The sequence below is a fragment of the Bacillus sp. FSL K6-0069 genome, from assembly GCF_038007785.1.
Lineage (GTDB): Bacteria > Bacillota > Bacilli > Bacillales > Bacillaceae_G > Bacillus_A > Bacillus_A mobilis.
The window spans coordinates 1,531,827-1,545,983 of sequence record NZ_JBBOXN010000001.1; the positions used below are offsets into that span (position 1 = coordinate 1,531,827).

15 protein-coding genes are annotated in these 14,157 nt (G+C 36.8%); 14 read left to right on the forward strand and 1 reads right to left on the reverse strand.

Going from position 1 to position 14,157, the window contains the following annotated elements:
• The first annotated feature begins 6 nt into the window (after positions 1-6).
• From bshB1 to MHB74_RS07990, 4 genes are read left to right on the forward strand one after another with little or no spacing between them, the layout of a single operon-like run.
• Positions 7-711 (forward strand): bacillithiol biosynthesis deacetylase BshB1, encoded by a 705-nt coding sequence (gene bshB1, locus MHB74_RS07975; protein WP_061677791.1) that lies wholly within the window; start codon positions 7-9, stop codon positions 709-711.
• Positions 708-1,853 carry an N-acetyl-alpha-D-glucosaminyl L-malate synthase BshA gene (gene bshA, locus MHB74_RS07980; protein WP_061677790.1) on the forward strand — a complete coding sequence of 382 codons (1,146 nt, stop codon included), beginning with the start codon at positions 708-710 and terminating at the stop codon, positions 1,851-1,853. The genes bshB1 and bshA overlap by 4 nt, the downstream gene beginning before the upstream one ends.
• Positions 1,840-3,033: a CCA tRNA nucleotidyltransferase gene (locus MHB74_RS07985; RefSeq protein ID WP_061677789.1), complete on the forward strand. Its 1,194-nt coding sequence runs from the start codon at positions 1,840-1,842 to the stop codon at positions 3,031-3,033. The genes bshA and MHB74_RS07985 overlap by 14 nt, the downstream gene beginning before the upstream one ends.
• Complete coding sequence (locus MHB74_RS07990) at positions 3,018-3,998, forward strand: biotin--[acetyl-CoA-carboxylase] ligase (RefSeq protein ID WP_001192030.1); 981 nt, start codon at positions 3,018-3,020, stop codon at positions 3,996-3,998. Before MHB74_RS07985 ends, MHB74_RS07990 begins: the two co-directional genes overlap by 16 nt.
• A gap of 179 nt (positions 3,999-4,177) precedes the next feature.
• Here MHB74_RS07990 and MHB74_RS07995 read toward each other — a convergent pair whose 3' ends face one another.
• Entirely contained in the window at positions 4,178-4,567 is a 390-nt protein-coding gene (locus tag MHB74_RS07995) for a cupredoxin domain-containing protein (protein ID WP_061679515.1), read from the reverse strand.
• Between the two features lie 409 nt (positions 4,568-4,976).
• Between MHB74_RS07995 and panB the strand changes: the two genes are divergently transcribed.
• The 10 genes from panB (at position 4,977) to MHB74_RS08045 (ending at position 14,142) form a co-directional block, all read left to right on the forward strand.
• Positions 4,977-5,813 (forward strand): 3-methyl-2-oxobutanoate hydroxymethyltransferase, encoded by an 837-nt coding sequence (panB, locus tag MHB74_RS08000; protein ID WP_000853116.1) that lies wholly within the window; start codon positions 4,977-4,979, stop codon positions 5,811-5,813.
• Positions 5,813-6,661 (forward strand): pantoate--beta-alanine ligase, encoded by an 849-nt coding sequence (gene panC, locus MHB74_RS08005; RefSeq protein ID WP_061679514.1) that lies wholly within the window; start codon positions 5,813-5,815, stop codon positions 6,659-6,661. Before panB ends, panC begins: the two co-directional genes overlap by 1 nt.
• Before the next feature lie 12 nt (positions 6,662-6,673).
• Positions 6,674-7,057 carry an aspartate 1-decarboxylase gene (gene panD, locus MHB74_RS08010; RefSeq protein ID WP_061679513.1) on the forward strand — a complete coding sequence of 128 codons (384 nt, stop codon included), beginning with the start codon at positions 6,674-6,676 and terminating at the stop codon, positions 7,055-7,057.
• A 128-nt stretch (positions 7,058-7,185) separates the two neighbouring features.
• Positions 7,186-9,990 (forward strand): ATP-dependent DNA helicase DinG, encoded by a 2,805-nt coding sequence (gene dinG, locus MHB74_RS08015; RefSeq protein ID WP_061679512.1) that lies wholly within the window; start codon positions 7,186-7,188, stop codon positions 9,988-9,990.
• Positions 9,991-10,240: 250 nt separating this feature from the next.
• Positions 10,241-10,411, forward strand: coding sequence for a YpmA family protein (locus MHB74_RS08020; protein WP_061679511.1), 171 nt, complete (start codon positions 10,241-10,243; stop codon positions 10,409-10,411).
• A 7-nt stretch (positions 10,412-10,418) separates the two neighbouring features.
• Entirely contained in the window at positions 10,419-10,922 is a 504-nt protein-coding gene (locus MHB74_RS08025; RefSeq protein WP_061679510.1) for a cell wall elongation regulator TseB-like domain-containing protein, read from the forward strand.
• Positions 10,923-10,940: 18 nt separating this feature from the next.
• Complete coding sequence (aspB, locus tag MHB74_RS08030; RefSeq protein ID WP_000761547.1) at positions 10,941-12,128, forward strand: aspartate transaminase AspB; 1,188 nt, start codon at positions 10,941-10,943, stop codon at positions 12,126-12,128.
• 121 nt (positions 12,129-12,249) lie between these two features.
• Positions 12,250-12,957 carry a DNA replication protein DnaD gene (gene dnaD, locus MHB74_RS08035; protein ID WP_061679509.1) on the forward strand — a complete coding sequence of 236 codons (708 nt, stop codon included), beginning with the start codon at positions 12,250-12,252 and terminating at the stop codon, positions 12,955-12,957.
• Between the two features lie 15 nt (positions 12,958-12,972).
• Positions 12,973-13,620: an endonuclease III gene (nth, locus tag MHB74_RS08040; RefSeq protein ID WP_000933021.1), complete on the forward strand. Its 648-nt coding sequence runs from the start codon at positions 12,973-12,975 to the stop codon at positions 13,618-13,620.
• A gap of 3 nt (positions 13,621-13,623) precedes the next feature.
• Complete coding sequence (locus tag MHB74_RS08045) at positions 13,624-14,142, forward strand: YpoC family protein (RefSeq protein ID WP_061679508.1); 519 nt, start codon at positions 13,624-13,626, stop codon at positions 14,140-14,142.
• Positions 14,143-14,157: the final 15 nt, after the last annotated feature.

The window sequence follows — 14,157 nt, forward strand, 5'->3', positions numbered from 1 at the left end:
ACAATTATGAGTGGATTACATATATTAGCGTTTGGTGCTCATGCCGATGATGTTGAAATCGGCATGGCTGGTACCATTGCTAAATATACGAAACAAGGGTATGAAGTAGGTATTTGTGATTTAACAGAAGCTGATCTTTCTTCTAATGGAACGATAGAGTTGAGAAAAGAAGAAGCAAAGGCGGCAGCTCGTATAATGGGAGTAAAAACGAGACTGAATTTAGCGATGCCAGACCGTGGTTTGTATATGAAAGAAGAGTATATACGTGAAATTGTAAAGGTGATTCGTACATATAAACCAAAACTAGTTTTTGCACCGTATTATGAAGATCGTCATCCAGATCATGCGAATTGTGCAAAAATTGTGGAAGAAGCTATTTTTTCAGCGGGAATTCGTAAATATATGCCAGAGGTTCCGCCACATCGTGTAGAGTCTTTTTATCATTATATGATTAATGGTTTTCATAAACCGAATTTTTGTATAGATATAAGTGAGTACCTTTCTATAAAAGTGGAAGCATTAGAAGCATATGAAAGTCAGTTTTCAACAGGGAGCGATGGTGTGAAAACGCCGTTAACAGAAGGTTATGTTGAAACTGTGGTTGCTCGTGAGAAAATGTTTGGAAAAGAAGTTGGAGTTTTATATGCCGAGGGATTTATGAGTAAGAAACCGGTTTTATTACATGCTGATTTAATAGGGGGATGTAAATGAAATTAAAAATAGGTATTACATGTTATCCTTCTGTAGGTGGTTCTGGAGTTGTTGGAACAGAATTAGGAAAGCAATTAGCGGAACGCGGGCATGAAATTCATTTTATTACATCGGGTTTACCATTCCGGTTAAACAAAGTGTATCCAAACATTTATTTTCATGAAGTGACGGTAAATCAATACTCTGTATTTCAATATCCACCATACGATTTAGCGTTAGCTAGTAAAATGGCAGAAGTTGCACAACGAGAAAACTTAGACATTTTACATGTGCATTACGCAATACCACATGCAATTTGTGCTTATTTAGCAAAACAAATGATTGGAGAGCGTATTAAAATTGTTACAACCTTGCATGGAACAGATATTACTGTGTTAGGTTCCGACCCTTCGCTAAATAATTTAATTCGTTTTGGTATTGAGCAATCTGATGTTGTGACGGCTGTCTCGCATTCATTAATTAGCGAAACACATGAGCTAGTAAAACCAAATAAAGATATTCAAACGGTGTATAACTTTATAGACGAACGTGTATATTTCAAGCGTGATATGTCTCAATTAAAGAAAGAATACGGTATAAGTGAGAGTGAAAAGATACTCATTCACATTTCAAATTTCCGTAAAGTGAAACGTGTGCAAGATGTTGTTCAGGCATTTGCTAAAATTGTTACAGAAGTAGATGCGAAGTTGCTTCTCGTAGGAGATGGACCAGAATTTTGCACGATTTTACAATTAGTGAAAAATCTACATATTGAAGATCGCGTCTTATTCTTAGGGAAGCAAGATAATGTTGCAGAGCTACTTGCGATGAGTGATTTAATGCTGCTTCTATCAGAGAAGGAAAGTTTTGGTCTTGTTTTATTAGAAGCGATGGCGTGTGGTGTACCTTGTATCGGAACAAGGGTTGGAGGTATTCCAGAAGTCATTCAACATGGTGAAACAGGATATTTATGTGAAGTTGGCAATCCAGCAGGAGTGGCAACTCAAGCCATTCAGCTATTAAAGGATGAAGAACTTCACCGTAATATGGGAGAGCGAGCAAGAGCAAGTGTTTACGAGCAGTTCCGCTCTGAAAAAATCGTCTCACAATATGAAACGATTTACTATGATGTACTAAGGGATGACAAAAATGAAAAGATTTAAAAAAGCTAGTTCTATTATTGAGACTTTAAAGCAACAAGGACATGAGGCCTACTTTGTCGGTGGAAGCGTACGAGATCTTATGATCGATAGGGCGATTGGAGATATTGATATTGCGACATCTGCTTTACCAGAAGAAGTGATGGCTATATTTCCAAGACATGTTCCTGTTGGTCTTGAGCATGGAACTGTAATTGTGGTAGAAAATGGTGAACCTTATGAGGTAACCACTTTTCGAACAGAGAGCGAATATGAAGATTTTCGAAGACCTAGTAGTGTTCAATTTGTTCGTTCATTAGAAGAGGATCTAAAACGTCGTGATTTCACAATGAATGCAATTGCGATGACAGAAGAAGGCGAAATGGTTGATTTATTTGCTGGACAGGAAGCGATTCAAAAGAGAGAAATTGTGACAGTCGGCAATGCTGCGGATCGTTTTCAAGAAGATGCCCTGCGAATGATGCGTGGTATTCGTTTCGTAAGTACGTTAGGTTTTTCTTTAGAAATGAAAACGAAACAAGCAATTGAAACATATGGACATTTACTGGAACATATTGCAATTGAGCGAATTACAGTGGAATTTGAGAAACTGTTAACTGGTACATATTGCGTGAAGGGCTTGCAAGAATTAGTAGAAACGAAGCTATTTTCTCATCTGCCATATTTACAAATGTCAGAAGAGAGATTATTAAAAGCTACGCAGTATAACTGGGATTCTTTTGAAACGGACATTGAGGCATGGGCATTCTTCTTATATTGTATCGGAGAAGAGCATCCATCTGTCTTTTTACGTCAATGGAAGTTTTCGAATAAAAAAATAAAAGATATCGTCGCAGTTTTATTAACAATTCGTACGAGAAAGGAGAAGGATTGGGATACAGTCCTTCTTTATAAAACGGGACTTCATATCGCTGAAATGGCCGAAAGAGTATATGAAGCGATGATTGAAAGCTATGATCATACATCTGTTAAACGAGTACAAACGTTGTTTGAAGCATTGCCAATCAAGAGTCGCCAAGAAATGAATGTGACTGGGAATGATTTATTAAACTGGGCAAATAAAAAGCCCGGTCCATGGGTTGCTGAAATGATTCAAAAAATTGAGGAAGCAATCGTACAAGGAAACGTAGTTAATGAGAAAGAGTGTATAAGGGAGTGGCTGCAAGAATGCAATCTACTATAAGAAAGCAGTTATTGCAAGTTTTTTCGGAAGCGGATGGCGCGTTTGTATCTGGCCAAACGATTAGTGATAAACTTGGTTGTTCAAGAACCGCTGTGTGGAAACATATGGAGGACCTTCGGAATGAGGGATATGAACTTGAGGCTGTGCGTCGATTAGGTTATCGCATTGCGGGTAAGCCAGACAAAGTAACTGCTAATGAAATTCAGTTAGGGTTACAAACGAAACATATTGGTAGAACGGTATATTTTGAAGAATCTGTTGAATCTACACAGCACATTGCAGCAAAACTTGCTTATGAAGGTGCAGAAGAAGGAACCATTGTTGTGGCAGAAGAACAAACATCGGGCAGAGGTCGTTTAAGTAGGAAATGGTATTCACCAAAAGGAACAGGAATTTGGATGAGTATTATTTTACGTCCGTCAATCCCGGTTCATCATGCACCACAACTTACTTTGTTAGCGGCTGTTAGCGTTGCACAAGCAATTGAAAAGTGCACGGGTGTAAACGTAGGAATAAAATGGCCAAATGATATTTTAATTCAAGGTAAAAAGGCTGTAGGTATATTAACAGAAATGCAGGCGGATCCTGATAAAATTAATGCTGTCATTATGGGTATTGGTATTAATGCGAATCAAAAGCAAGAACATTTTGATGAGGAAATTCAGCATATTGCTACTTCTTTAGCGATTGAGTCCGGTAAGCCAATTGTTCGTGCAGAGCTTATGCAACAAATCTTTTTACAACTAGAAAAATTATATGAAGAGTATTTACAAAATGGTTTCTCTGTTATTAAAATTCTTTGGGAAAGTTACGCTGTTAGCATCGGGAAAGAAATTACCGCTCGAACGATGAGAGAGACAATTATAGGGGTAGCAAAAGGAATTACAGAGGATGGTGTATTGCTTCTGGAGGATCATGAAGGTAAAGTACATCACATTCATTCTGCGGATATCGAAATTAAGTAAAAGAAGTTCCTTTTTGGAACTTCTTTTTATCCCGCTTTAATGGGCAGTAAGACCCCCACCTCAAAATTCAGTGAAAGCAAAGAAGTTAGGTGGGGGATCAACTGCCCATTAAAGTCCGATTGGTGAGGGCTGATAATCAGTGGGGGATGAAGAAAACCCCCACTGATTAAAGTTTCACTTTATTTGACTATTACTTTGCCTTCCATTCCTTTTAGAAGATGGTACCGGCATATTAATTCATATGTACCAGTACTTGTAGGTTTCACGGTAATGTTTTTATTTTTTCCGGGCTCAACTACGACGTCAATGCCAAGTTTTTTCACTGTAAAGGTGTGTTCATTCTTACCTTTGTTTTTTAAGAGCAATGTTGTTGACTCTTCAATTGGAATTGTGATGACGTTTGGCTGAAAGTAATCATCGTTTAATTCAACTTCAATTACTTTCGTTGAATCGATAGGTTGTGTTACGACGTTAACTGAGGCAAATGCATGGAAGGAGCTAAAAGTTATCATCCCTACAATTATCACAAGCAGAACGGTGAATCGAAATAACCATTTGTTCATAGACATTCGTAATTCTCCTTTTGTTAAGTATGTTCTTCCATTAACCTGCATCATTAGTTTAAGAGTTATACGGGGCTTAAACAAAGGTTTGCCTTTCTATGATTGAGTTATTTATAAAAAAATTTCACATACCGTAATGAGAACAAAAAATTATTTTTTCAAAAAAATGTAGTAATTCCTTTTTGGATTTTGCTATAATTAGTTCGAATGTGGGCAGTATCAGAGCGAACTGCACCATCATTCGAAGCAATCCGAAAAAATAATAACTTGGATTCTGCCTTGATCCAATAATGGACTGGGACAGAGGGATGAATAATGCCGACTAACACACAACCCTTCTGCCCTTTTATGGCCAGAGGGGTTTTTTATATGATTTCGGCCATCTCCTCTCTCCTGCATAAAGGAGGAGTAGTTTTTGAAAACAAAAACAGATTTTTTGAAGATGAAAGAGCAAGGTGAGCCGATTACGATGCTAACGGCGTATGATTATCCATCTGCTAAATTAGCAGAAGAAGCTGAAGTTGATATGATTCTAGTTGGAGATTCCCTTGGGATGGTGGTGCTCGGATACGATTCAACAGTACCTGTAACAGTAGAGGATATGATTCATCATACGAAAGCTGTACGCCGAGGAGCGAAAGAGACGTTTATTGTAACTGATATGCCATTTATGTCGTATCATGTGTCGCCTCAAGATACGATGGTGAATGCACGCCGTATCGTTCAAGAGAGTGGTGCTCATGCACTGAAGGTAGAAGGTGCAGGGGAAGTAGTATCAACGATTCATTACTTGACGAACGCGGGAATTCCTGTCGTGGCGCACTTAGGCTTAACTCCTCAATCTGTAGGAGTACTAGGTGGGTATAAAGTACAAGGAAAAGATGCTGAAAGTGCAAAAAAATTAATAGAAGATGCGAAGAGATGTGAGGAAGCTGGTGCGATAGCGCTTGTGCTAGAATGTGTGCCAATGCAGTTAGCAGAATTAATTTCGAAGCAACTAACAATTCCAACGATTGGAATTGGAGCAGGGAAAAAAGTAGATGGGCAAGTACTTGTTTATCATGATCTTATCTCATACGGAGTAAATCGTGTTCCGAAATTTGTGAAGCAATATACGTCTGTTCAAGAGGAGATTGTGCGAGGGATTTCACAATACGTTACGGAAGTAAAGACAGGACAATTTCCAGAAGAAAAACATTCATTCACAATGAAAGAGGAAGAATGCTTAGCGTTATACGGAGGAAAACAATAATGAAAATTGTAACTACAGTGCAAGAGATGCAGCAAATTACAAACGAACTTCGTACAAGTGGAAAAAGTATTGGTTTTGTTCCAACGATGGGTTATTTACATGAAGGTCATGCGACTTTATTACGTAAAGCAAGAGCAGAAAATGAAATTGTAGTTTTAAGCGTGTTTGTCAATCCGCTACAGTTTGGACCGAATGAAGATTTAGATCGATACCCTCGTGATATTGATAGAGATGAAAATGTAGCAAAAGAAAACGGTGTAGATTATTTATTTTATCCGAGCGTAGAAGAAATGTATCCAGCAGAACAAACGACAACAGTAGCAGTTGTGAAGCGTACCGATGTATTATGTGGCAAACAAAGACCTGGTCATTTTGCTGGAGTTGCGACTGTGCTAATGAAACTGTTTAATATTACATTGCCAACGCGTGCTTATTTCGGTATGAAAGATGCACAGCAAGTTGCTGTCATTGAAGGATTTGTCGCTGATTTTAATATTCCGGTTACGATCGTACCAGTGGATATTGTAAGGGAAGAAGATGGATTAGCGAAAAGTTCTCGTAACGTGTATTTATCACAAGAAGAGCGTGAAGAGGCTCCTCAATTATACCGCAGTCTATGTATAGCGAAAGAAAAAATTGAAGCAGGCGAACGGAATACAGAAATCATTACAACTCTTGTGAAAGAGTATATTGAGACGTATACGAAAGGTACTGTAGATTATGCTGATTTATATGCTTATCCTTCACTACAAGTAATGGATAAAATTGAAGGACGAATCATTTTAGCAATTGCAGTTAAATTTGAGAATGTACGATTAATTGACAATATAACAGTAACGGTTAAATAAGGGGGAGCAACTATGTTTCGCACAATGATGAGAGCGAAGTTACATCGCGCAACAGTAACAGAAGCAAATTTAAACTATGTAGGTAGTATTACAATTGATGAAGATTTAATGGATGCAGTAAATATTGTAGAAAATGAAAAAGTACAAATTGTAAATAACAATAATGGTGCGCGCCTAGAGACATATGTTATTAAGGGCGAACGTGGTAGCGGTGTTGTTTGTTTAAATGGTGCGGCTGCAAGGCTTGTACAGCCAGGGGATAAAGTTATTATCATTTGCTACGGTTTAGTGGCAGAAGAAAATATTCATAAACAAGCGCCGAAAATTGCAGTATTAGACGATGAGAATCAAATTATTGAAATGTTAGGTGCTGAAAAAGCGGGTACGATATTATAAGTAAGAAGGCTATCTCTATTACAGAGATAGCTTTTTTGTGCATCTTTTCATTAAGATGAGATAAAACGTGGTATAGTAACATTATATAATTTTGTGTTTGATAGGTAAGAAATTGAGGTGTTACATATATGAGTAAGCGTTATGTCGTTGTGGATTTAGAGACGACAGGGAACTCCTGGAAGGATGGGAAGGATAAAATTACCCAAATTGCAGCTGTTGTAGTGGAAGATGGAGAGATATTAGAGATTTTCTCATCTTTTATTAATCCGAAGAGAGAGATTCCGCCATTTATTACAGAACTAACAGGGATTGATGAGAGTATGGTTAAGCAAGCCCCGTTATTTCAAGATGTAGCCCCGATGGTTGTTGAGCTATTACAAGGTGCAGCTTTCGTTGCACATAACGTTCACTTTGATTGGAATTTTTTAACGGAAGAATTAAGGCAGGCTGGATATACAGAAGTACATTGTCCGAAAGTTGATACAGTTGAGTTGGCGCAAATTCTTTTGCCGACGGCTGATAGTTATAAATTACGTGATTTAGCTAAACAACATGAACTAGAGCACGATCAACCGCATCGTGCGGATAGTGATGCTCTTGCAACAGCGGAATTGTTTTTACAATTTTTAAATGAAATTGAAAAGTTACCACTTGTCACCTTGCAATCGCTCTACGAATTGAGTGATGTTTTTCAAAGTGATATAGCGGATGTACTTTCTGAAAATATTTTAAAGAAAATGATGCATGGTAAAAAAGCAGCAGAGGGGTATGAAGTGTATCGAAATATTGCGCTTCGAAAGCGGAATTATTCTTTAAATCTCAGTGAAACATGTTCATCTAAATTTGATGCTTTCTTGCATAAGACAATCGATAAACTTGAATTGAATATGCCAAAGTTTGAAAAAAGAGAAAGCCAACAGATTATGATGAAGGAAATATATACAGCACTAAGAGATTCTAGGTTTTCACTAATTGAGGCAGGAACAGGAACAGGAAAGACTCTTGCATATTTACTTCCAAGTATTTATTTTGCAACGAAAAAAGAAGAGCCTGTCATCATTAGTACCCAGACAGTACAACTGCAACAACAAATATTAGAAAAAGAAATTCCATTATTACAGAAAATAATGCCATTTTCATTTGAAGTAGCTCTTTTGAAAGGAAGAAAGCATTATCTTTGTCTACATAAATTTGAATATGCTTTGCAAGAGGAAGAGAAAAATTATGATATGGCGCTCACAAAGGCAAAAATTTTAGTGTGGTTATTGCAAACAGAAACTGGTGATCGGGATGAGTTAAATATTCCTGAGGGCGGAAAGTTACTTTGGAACCGTATTTGTAGTGATGTACATAGTCCAGGCGGGATGCAAAGCAACTGGTATAGTCGTTGTTTTTATCAACGAGCAAAGAATAAAGCATTATTTGCAGATATCGTTATTACAAATCATGCGTTATTATTTCAAGATTTTTCAAGTGAAGAACCACTTTTTGCTTCATGTGAACATATTATCTTTGATGAAGCTCATCATATTGAGGAAGCGGCGAGTAGAACATTAGGTGAACAGTTCTCCTGTATGTATTTCCAGCTAGTTTTATCTCGTCTTGGTACGCTAGAAACAGATGATGTACTTTCTAAAGTATATAAAATGATGAAAAAATCAGAGCAAGCCTCTCGTTCAACTTTCCGTATGGTGAGTCATAGTTTAAAGGAATTGAAATTTGATGCAGATGAGCTATTCCAAATGTTACGTGCTTTCATCTTTAAGCAAACAAAGCAGGAACAAGGGATAAGCAATATGCCACTCATTTATCGATATAACACGGAAGTAGAGAAAGGTAAGTTATGGGATAGCATTACCGAGTTAACAAATCGTTTTGTATACGATGTAAGAAAATTGTTGACTACACTTGAGAAGCAAGTTGACATATTACAAAGTAAATTAGAATGGGAGATGCATGTTGTTACAGGTGAATTTATGCATTTAATTGAGTTGTTGAGAAAGATGGAACAATCTTTACAATTACTCATTTTAGAAAAAAATTCATACGTGACATGGATGGAGACTGAAACGAAGGGAACAATTCATTCAACAGTTTTATATGCACAGCCTGTTCATATTGGTGAAAGGTTTGCGGATGAATTTTTAACACAGAAAAAGAGTGTTATTTTTACGTCAGCAACGTTAACAGTAAATGATTCATTTGACTATATAAAAGAGGAGCTAGGTTTACATGATTTTGCTCCAAATGCATTACAGGTCCCGTCACCATTCCGTTTTGAAGAACAGATGAAATTAATGGTTTCAACAGATGTGCCGTTTATTAAGCAAGCAAGTAATGAAGAATATATTGGATCTGTGTCGGCCCATATTGCAAAAATAGCGAAAGCTACAAAAGGCAGAATGCTCGTGTTATTCACTTCGTATGAAATGTTGAAAGAAGCGTATACGAATTTGAAAAATGATGAGGAATTAGAAGGTTATTTATTATTAACGCAAAGTGTGAATAATAAGAGCCGAAGTCGTCTCATTCGTAAATTTCAAGAGTTCGACAAATCGATTTTGTTAGGAACAAGTAGCTTTTGGGAAGGGATAGATATACCTGGAGATGCCCTTAGTTGTCTTGTTATTGTCCGGCTTCCCTTTACGCCTCCTCATCAACCGATGATGGAAGCAAAAGGAGAGTGGTTAAAAAATCAAGGAGAAGACGTATTCGCTAAGTTAGCACTCCCGCAAGCGATCTTGCGTTTCAAACAAGGATTTGGTCGTCTGATTAGAACAAGTACAGATACGGGAACGGTATTTGTATTAGATCGTCGTTTGACAAGCGCTTCTTATGGGAAACGTTTTTTACAATCAATCCCAACTGTCCCGCTTTATGAAGGCCCTTTAGAAGAATTGTTAGAACAATTAAAAGAACGGCCAACTGAATAAAATTGGAAGAAAAATACGCCTGAAGTACATTTAAACTTCAGGCGTAAAAAATGTGGGTAGGAGGAATTTTATTTTTCTTACTTCTTGTATACAAAATGTATTGGTTTTCGACTTGAAACCTTTTTTTGCAGTACATGTCCTGCTATAATAGATGGGTGATGAAGCAGGGGTTGTAAAGAATGTACTCTTATTGTAACCGCATTGCGTTCTTCTATAATTAGAAATTTTTGTGTAACGGAGGAGTTTTTTCATGGATAAGAAAATCGAAGTCCTATCAACGACGCGTCTTAAATATTCGTCTGACTTGTATAAAGTCGTTGATAGTTTGAATCGTACGTTAAAAGAGCAGGACCTCATGTTCGGATTAGCATTAGACGAAAAAGACAAAGAAACAGCTGTATTTACGATTTACAGAACGTAGTGATACAATGAAAAAGTGGATCTTTGCAATCGTTATCGTAATCGTTGCTAGCGGAATATATGGGGCGTATGTTTATAATAAAGCAATGGAAAAGAAAATCTCTAAAGAGGAAAAATCTGTAGAAATTGCAAAAGAAAAGGCAAAGCTTACAAAAGTAAAATCTGTTGATTATTATAACGGAAATTCTTCATATACGGTCGTACAAGGTGTAGACGAAAAAGGAGAACAAATTATTGTTTGGGTGCCGAATAAAAAAGGGAATGTCCTTGTGAAGAAAAAGAGTGAAGGTATTCCTGAAAAAGAAGCTTTGCAAAAGTTGGCTGAACAAGCTACAGGAAAAGGCGATGAGCCGAAGCCAAAGCCAAAAGAAATTATAAAAGTAAAATTAGGTGCTCAAAACGATATTCCGTTGTGGGAAATTACATATATTGATCAGGAAGATCGTTATACGTATTATTATTTAGAGTTTCAAAATGGGGATTATGCTGGTCACTACAGCATTGAAAAATAGATGTAGGGGGAACTACAAATGAAATTAGCAAAGCGAGTAGCTGCTTTAACACCATCTGCAACTTTAGAAATTACAGCAAAGGCACAAGCATTAAAAGCAGAAGGTCATGATGTAATTGGATTAGGGGCAGGAGAACCTGACTTTAATACGCCAGAACATATTATGGATGCTGCACATAAAGCAATGTTAGAAGGACATACGAAGTATACACCAACAGGTGGATTACAAGCGTTAAAACAAGAAATTGTGAAAAAGTTTACACGTGATCAAGGAATTGCGTATGATCCATCTGAAATTATTGTATGTAACGGTGCAAAGCATGCATTATATACATTATTCCAAGTATTACTTGATGAAGGAGATGAAGTTATCATCCCAACGCCTTACTGGGTAAGTTATCCTGAACAAGTAAAGCTTGCTGGTGGTAAGCCAGTTTATGTAGAAGGTCTGGAAGATAATGAATACAAAATTACAGCGAAGCAGCTGCGTGAGGCAATTACAGAGAAAACGAAAGCAGTTATTATTAATTCACCGAGCAATCCAACAGGAATGATTTATAGCAAAGAGGAATTACAACAGCTTGGAGAAGTATGTTTAGAGCATGATATCTTAATCGTTTCAGATGAAATTTATGAAAAATTAATTTATGGTGGAGCAGAATATACTTCAGTTGCCCAGCTTTCTAATGCATTAAAAGAACAAACACTTATTATTAATGGTGTATCTAAATCTCATTCTATGACAGGATGGCGTATTGGATATGCAGCAGGAAATAAGCAGCTTATTAAAGCGATGACGAACTTAGCGAGTCATAGTACGTCAAACCCTACTTCAATCGCTCAATACGGCGCAATCGCGGCATATGCAGGCTCACAACAACCTGTAGAAACAATGCGTCAAGCATTTGAAGAGAGATTAAACATTATTTATGATAAATTAATTCAAATCCCTGGCTTTACTTGCATTAAACCACAAGGTGCATTTTACTTATTCCCTAATGTAAAAGAAGCTGTGGCTTTATCAGGATACGAAAATGTTGATGATTGGGCAAAAGCTCTATTAGAAGAGGAAAAAGTGGCTCTTGTACCAGGTACAGGATTTGGTGCGCCAAATAACGTTCGTTTATCATATGCGACATCTCTTGAACAAGTAGAGAAAGCATTAGAACGCATTCATACGTTTATGAAAAGTAAAGTGCAAGCTTAATTGTGTATTTTAGTAATGCAATACAAAAAACCTTCCTACATAATAGGGAGGTTTTTTTGACGAATTGTGGCAAAAAGAAATAGCGAAAGGTGTGTTATACTAGAGAGCGAGGTGTTTGGTGATGAAAAAGAAAATGATGTTACAGTGGTTTGAGCAGGGAAGCATTGCAATTCCAAAATTACTTATGATGCATTATAAAAAATTAGGGTTAAATGAAATGGAATTTATGGTTGTACTTCATGTACACACATTTTTAGAATCGGGCAATTCGTTTCCGACTCCGTCAGAGATTTCAGAACGGATGACGATTACTGAAATGAAATGTATGGAAGTCATTCAGGCATTGATTCAAAAAGGTTTTTTATCACTAGAAGGTGGACAAAAATCAGAAGCGATGATGTGTGAAAGTTATTCTTTACAACCGCTATGGGAAAAAATATTGCATTTCTTAATGAATGAATCAGTAGAGGAAGAACAAAAAGAAATAAAACAACTGCAAGTAAATTTATATACAGTATTTGAAAAAGAATTTGGAAGACCACTTTCTCCGTTTGAATGTGAAACGTTGGGTATGTGGGAGGATCAAGATCAACATCATCCGAATTTAATTCAAGCGGCCCTCAGGGAAGCTGTAATGAGTGGTAAGCTTAATTTCCGATATATTGATCGTATTTTATTTGAGTGGAAAAAGAATGGTATTAAAACAGTAGATCAAGCCCAAAACCAAGGACGAAAATTTAGAGCAAATCAACAACGAACGCAGCAAGCGACAAAACAAGAGACGAAATTTACTGGGAAAGTACCTTTTTATAATTGGTTGGAGCAGTAACGTAGGAGGAAGTATATGTTAAATAAAACGCAAATTCGCTATTGTTTAGATACAATGGCGGATATGTATCCAGAAGCACATTGTGAATTAATTCATGATAATCCCTTTGAATTAGTAATTGCGGTGGCATTATCTGCACAATGTACAGATGCGCTTGTAAATAAAGTGACGAAAAATTTATTTCAAAAATATAAAACACCAGAAGATTATTTAAGTGTTTCCCTAGAAGAGTTACAACAAGATATACGTTCTATTGGGTTGTATAGAAATAAAGCAAAAAACATTCAAAAATTGTGCCGAATGTTGCTGGATGATTATGATGGAAAAGTTCCAGAAGATCGTGACGAGCTGACGAAGTTACCAGGAGTAGGGAGAAAAACAGCAAATGTAGTTGTTTCGGTAGCATATGGCATTCCGGCAATTGCTGTTGATACGCATGTAGAGAGAGTGAGTAAACGGTTAGCGATTTGTAGATGGAAAGATTCGGTGTTAGAAGTAGAAAAGACATTAATGAAGAAAATTCCGATGGATGAATGGAGCGTTACACATCACCGTATGATTTTCTTTGGACGTTATCACTGTAAAGCACAGCGACCACAATGTGAAGAGTGCCCTTTACTAGAAGTATGTCGTGAAGGAAAGAAGCGAATGAAGGGGAAATAAAGGATGGAGCGAGTGATAGAAATACCGAAAGAATTTCGGTGCTTACCATTTTTTAAAGAAGGTATGGATTCGATTACGTATCATACAGAACAATCTTTTGAAGAAATCATACAAAATACTTACTTTATATATGATATGGAAAGACAAGATGAGCCGTGGAGTGAAATTGAAAATAGTGTTCCTGTACTGTTGAACGTATGGAAAAGTAAGCATGAAAACATCGCTACACTATTTCGAAACAGAAATAAGCAAGAAGCTGAAGGTCCAATGATTCTTTTTGCGGCACATTTGTTATCGATTGTATATTGGCTAAATGAGCAACCTGTTCATAGTTTGAATGAACTGGGAGCTTATACGAGTAATTTAGAAGTACAACCAGTTAATTTTATGGAGCGATATTCGTTCATTATAAAGAAACCGAATAATTATCATTCCTATATTCAGTTAGCGCAGTTGTATATTGAAATAGAAAAGCTATACGTAAAGAAAATGATAACAAAAAAGAAGTCCTTTTCTCGTTAAGAGAAAGGACTTCTT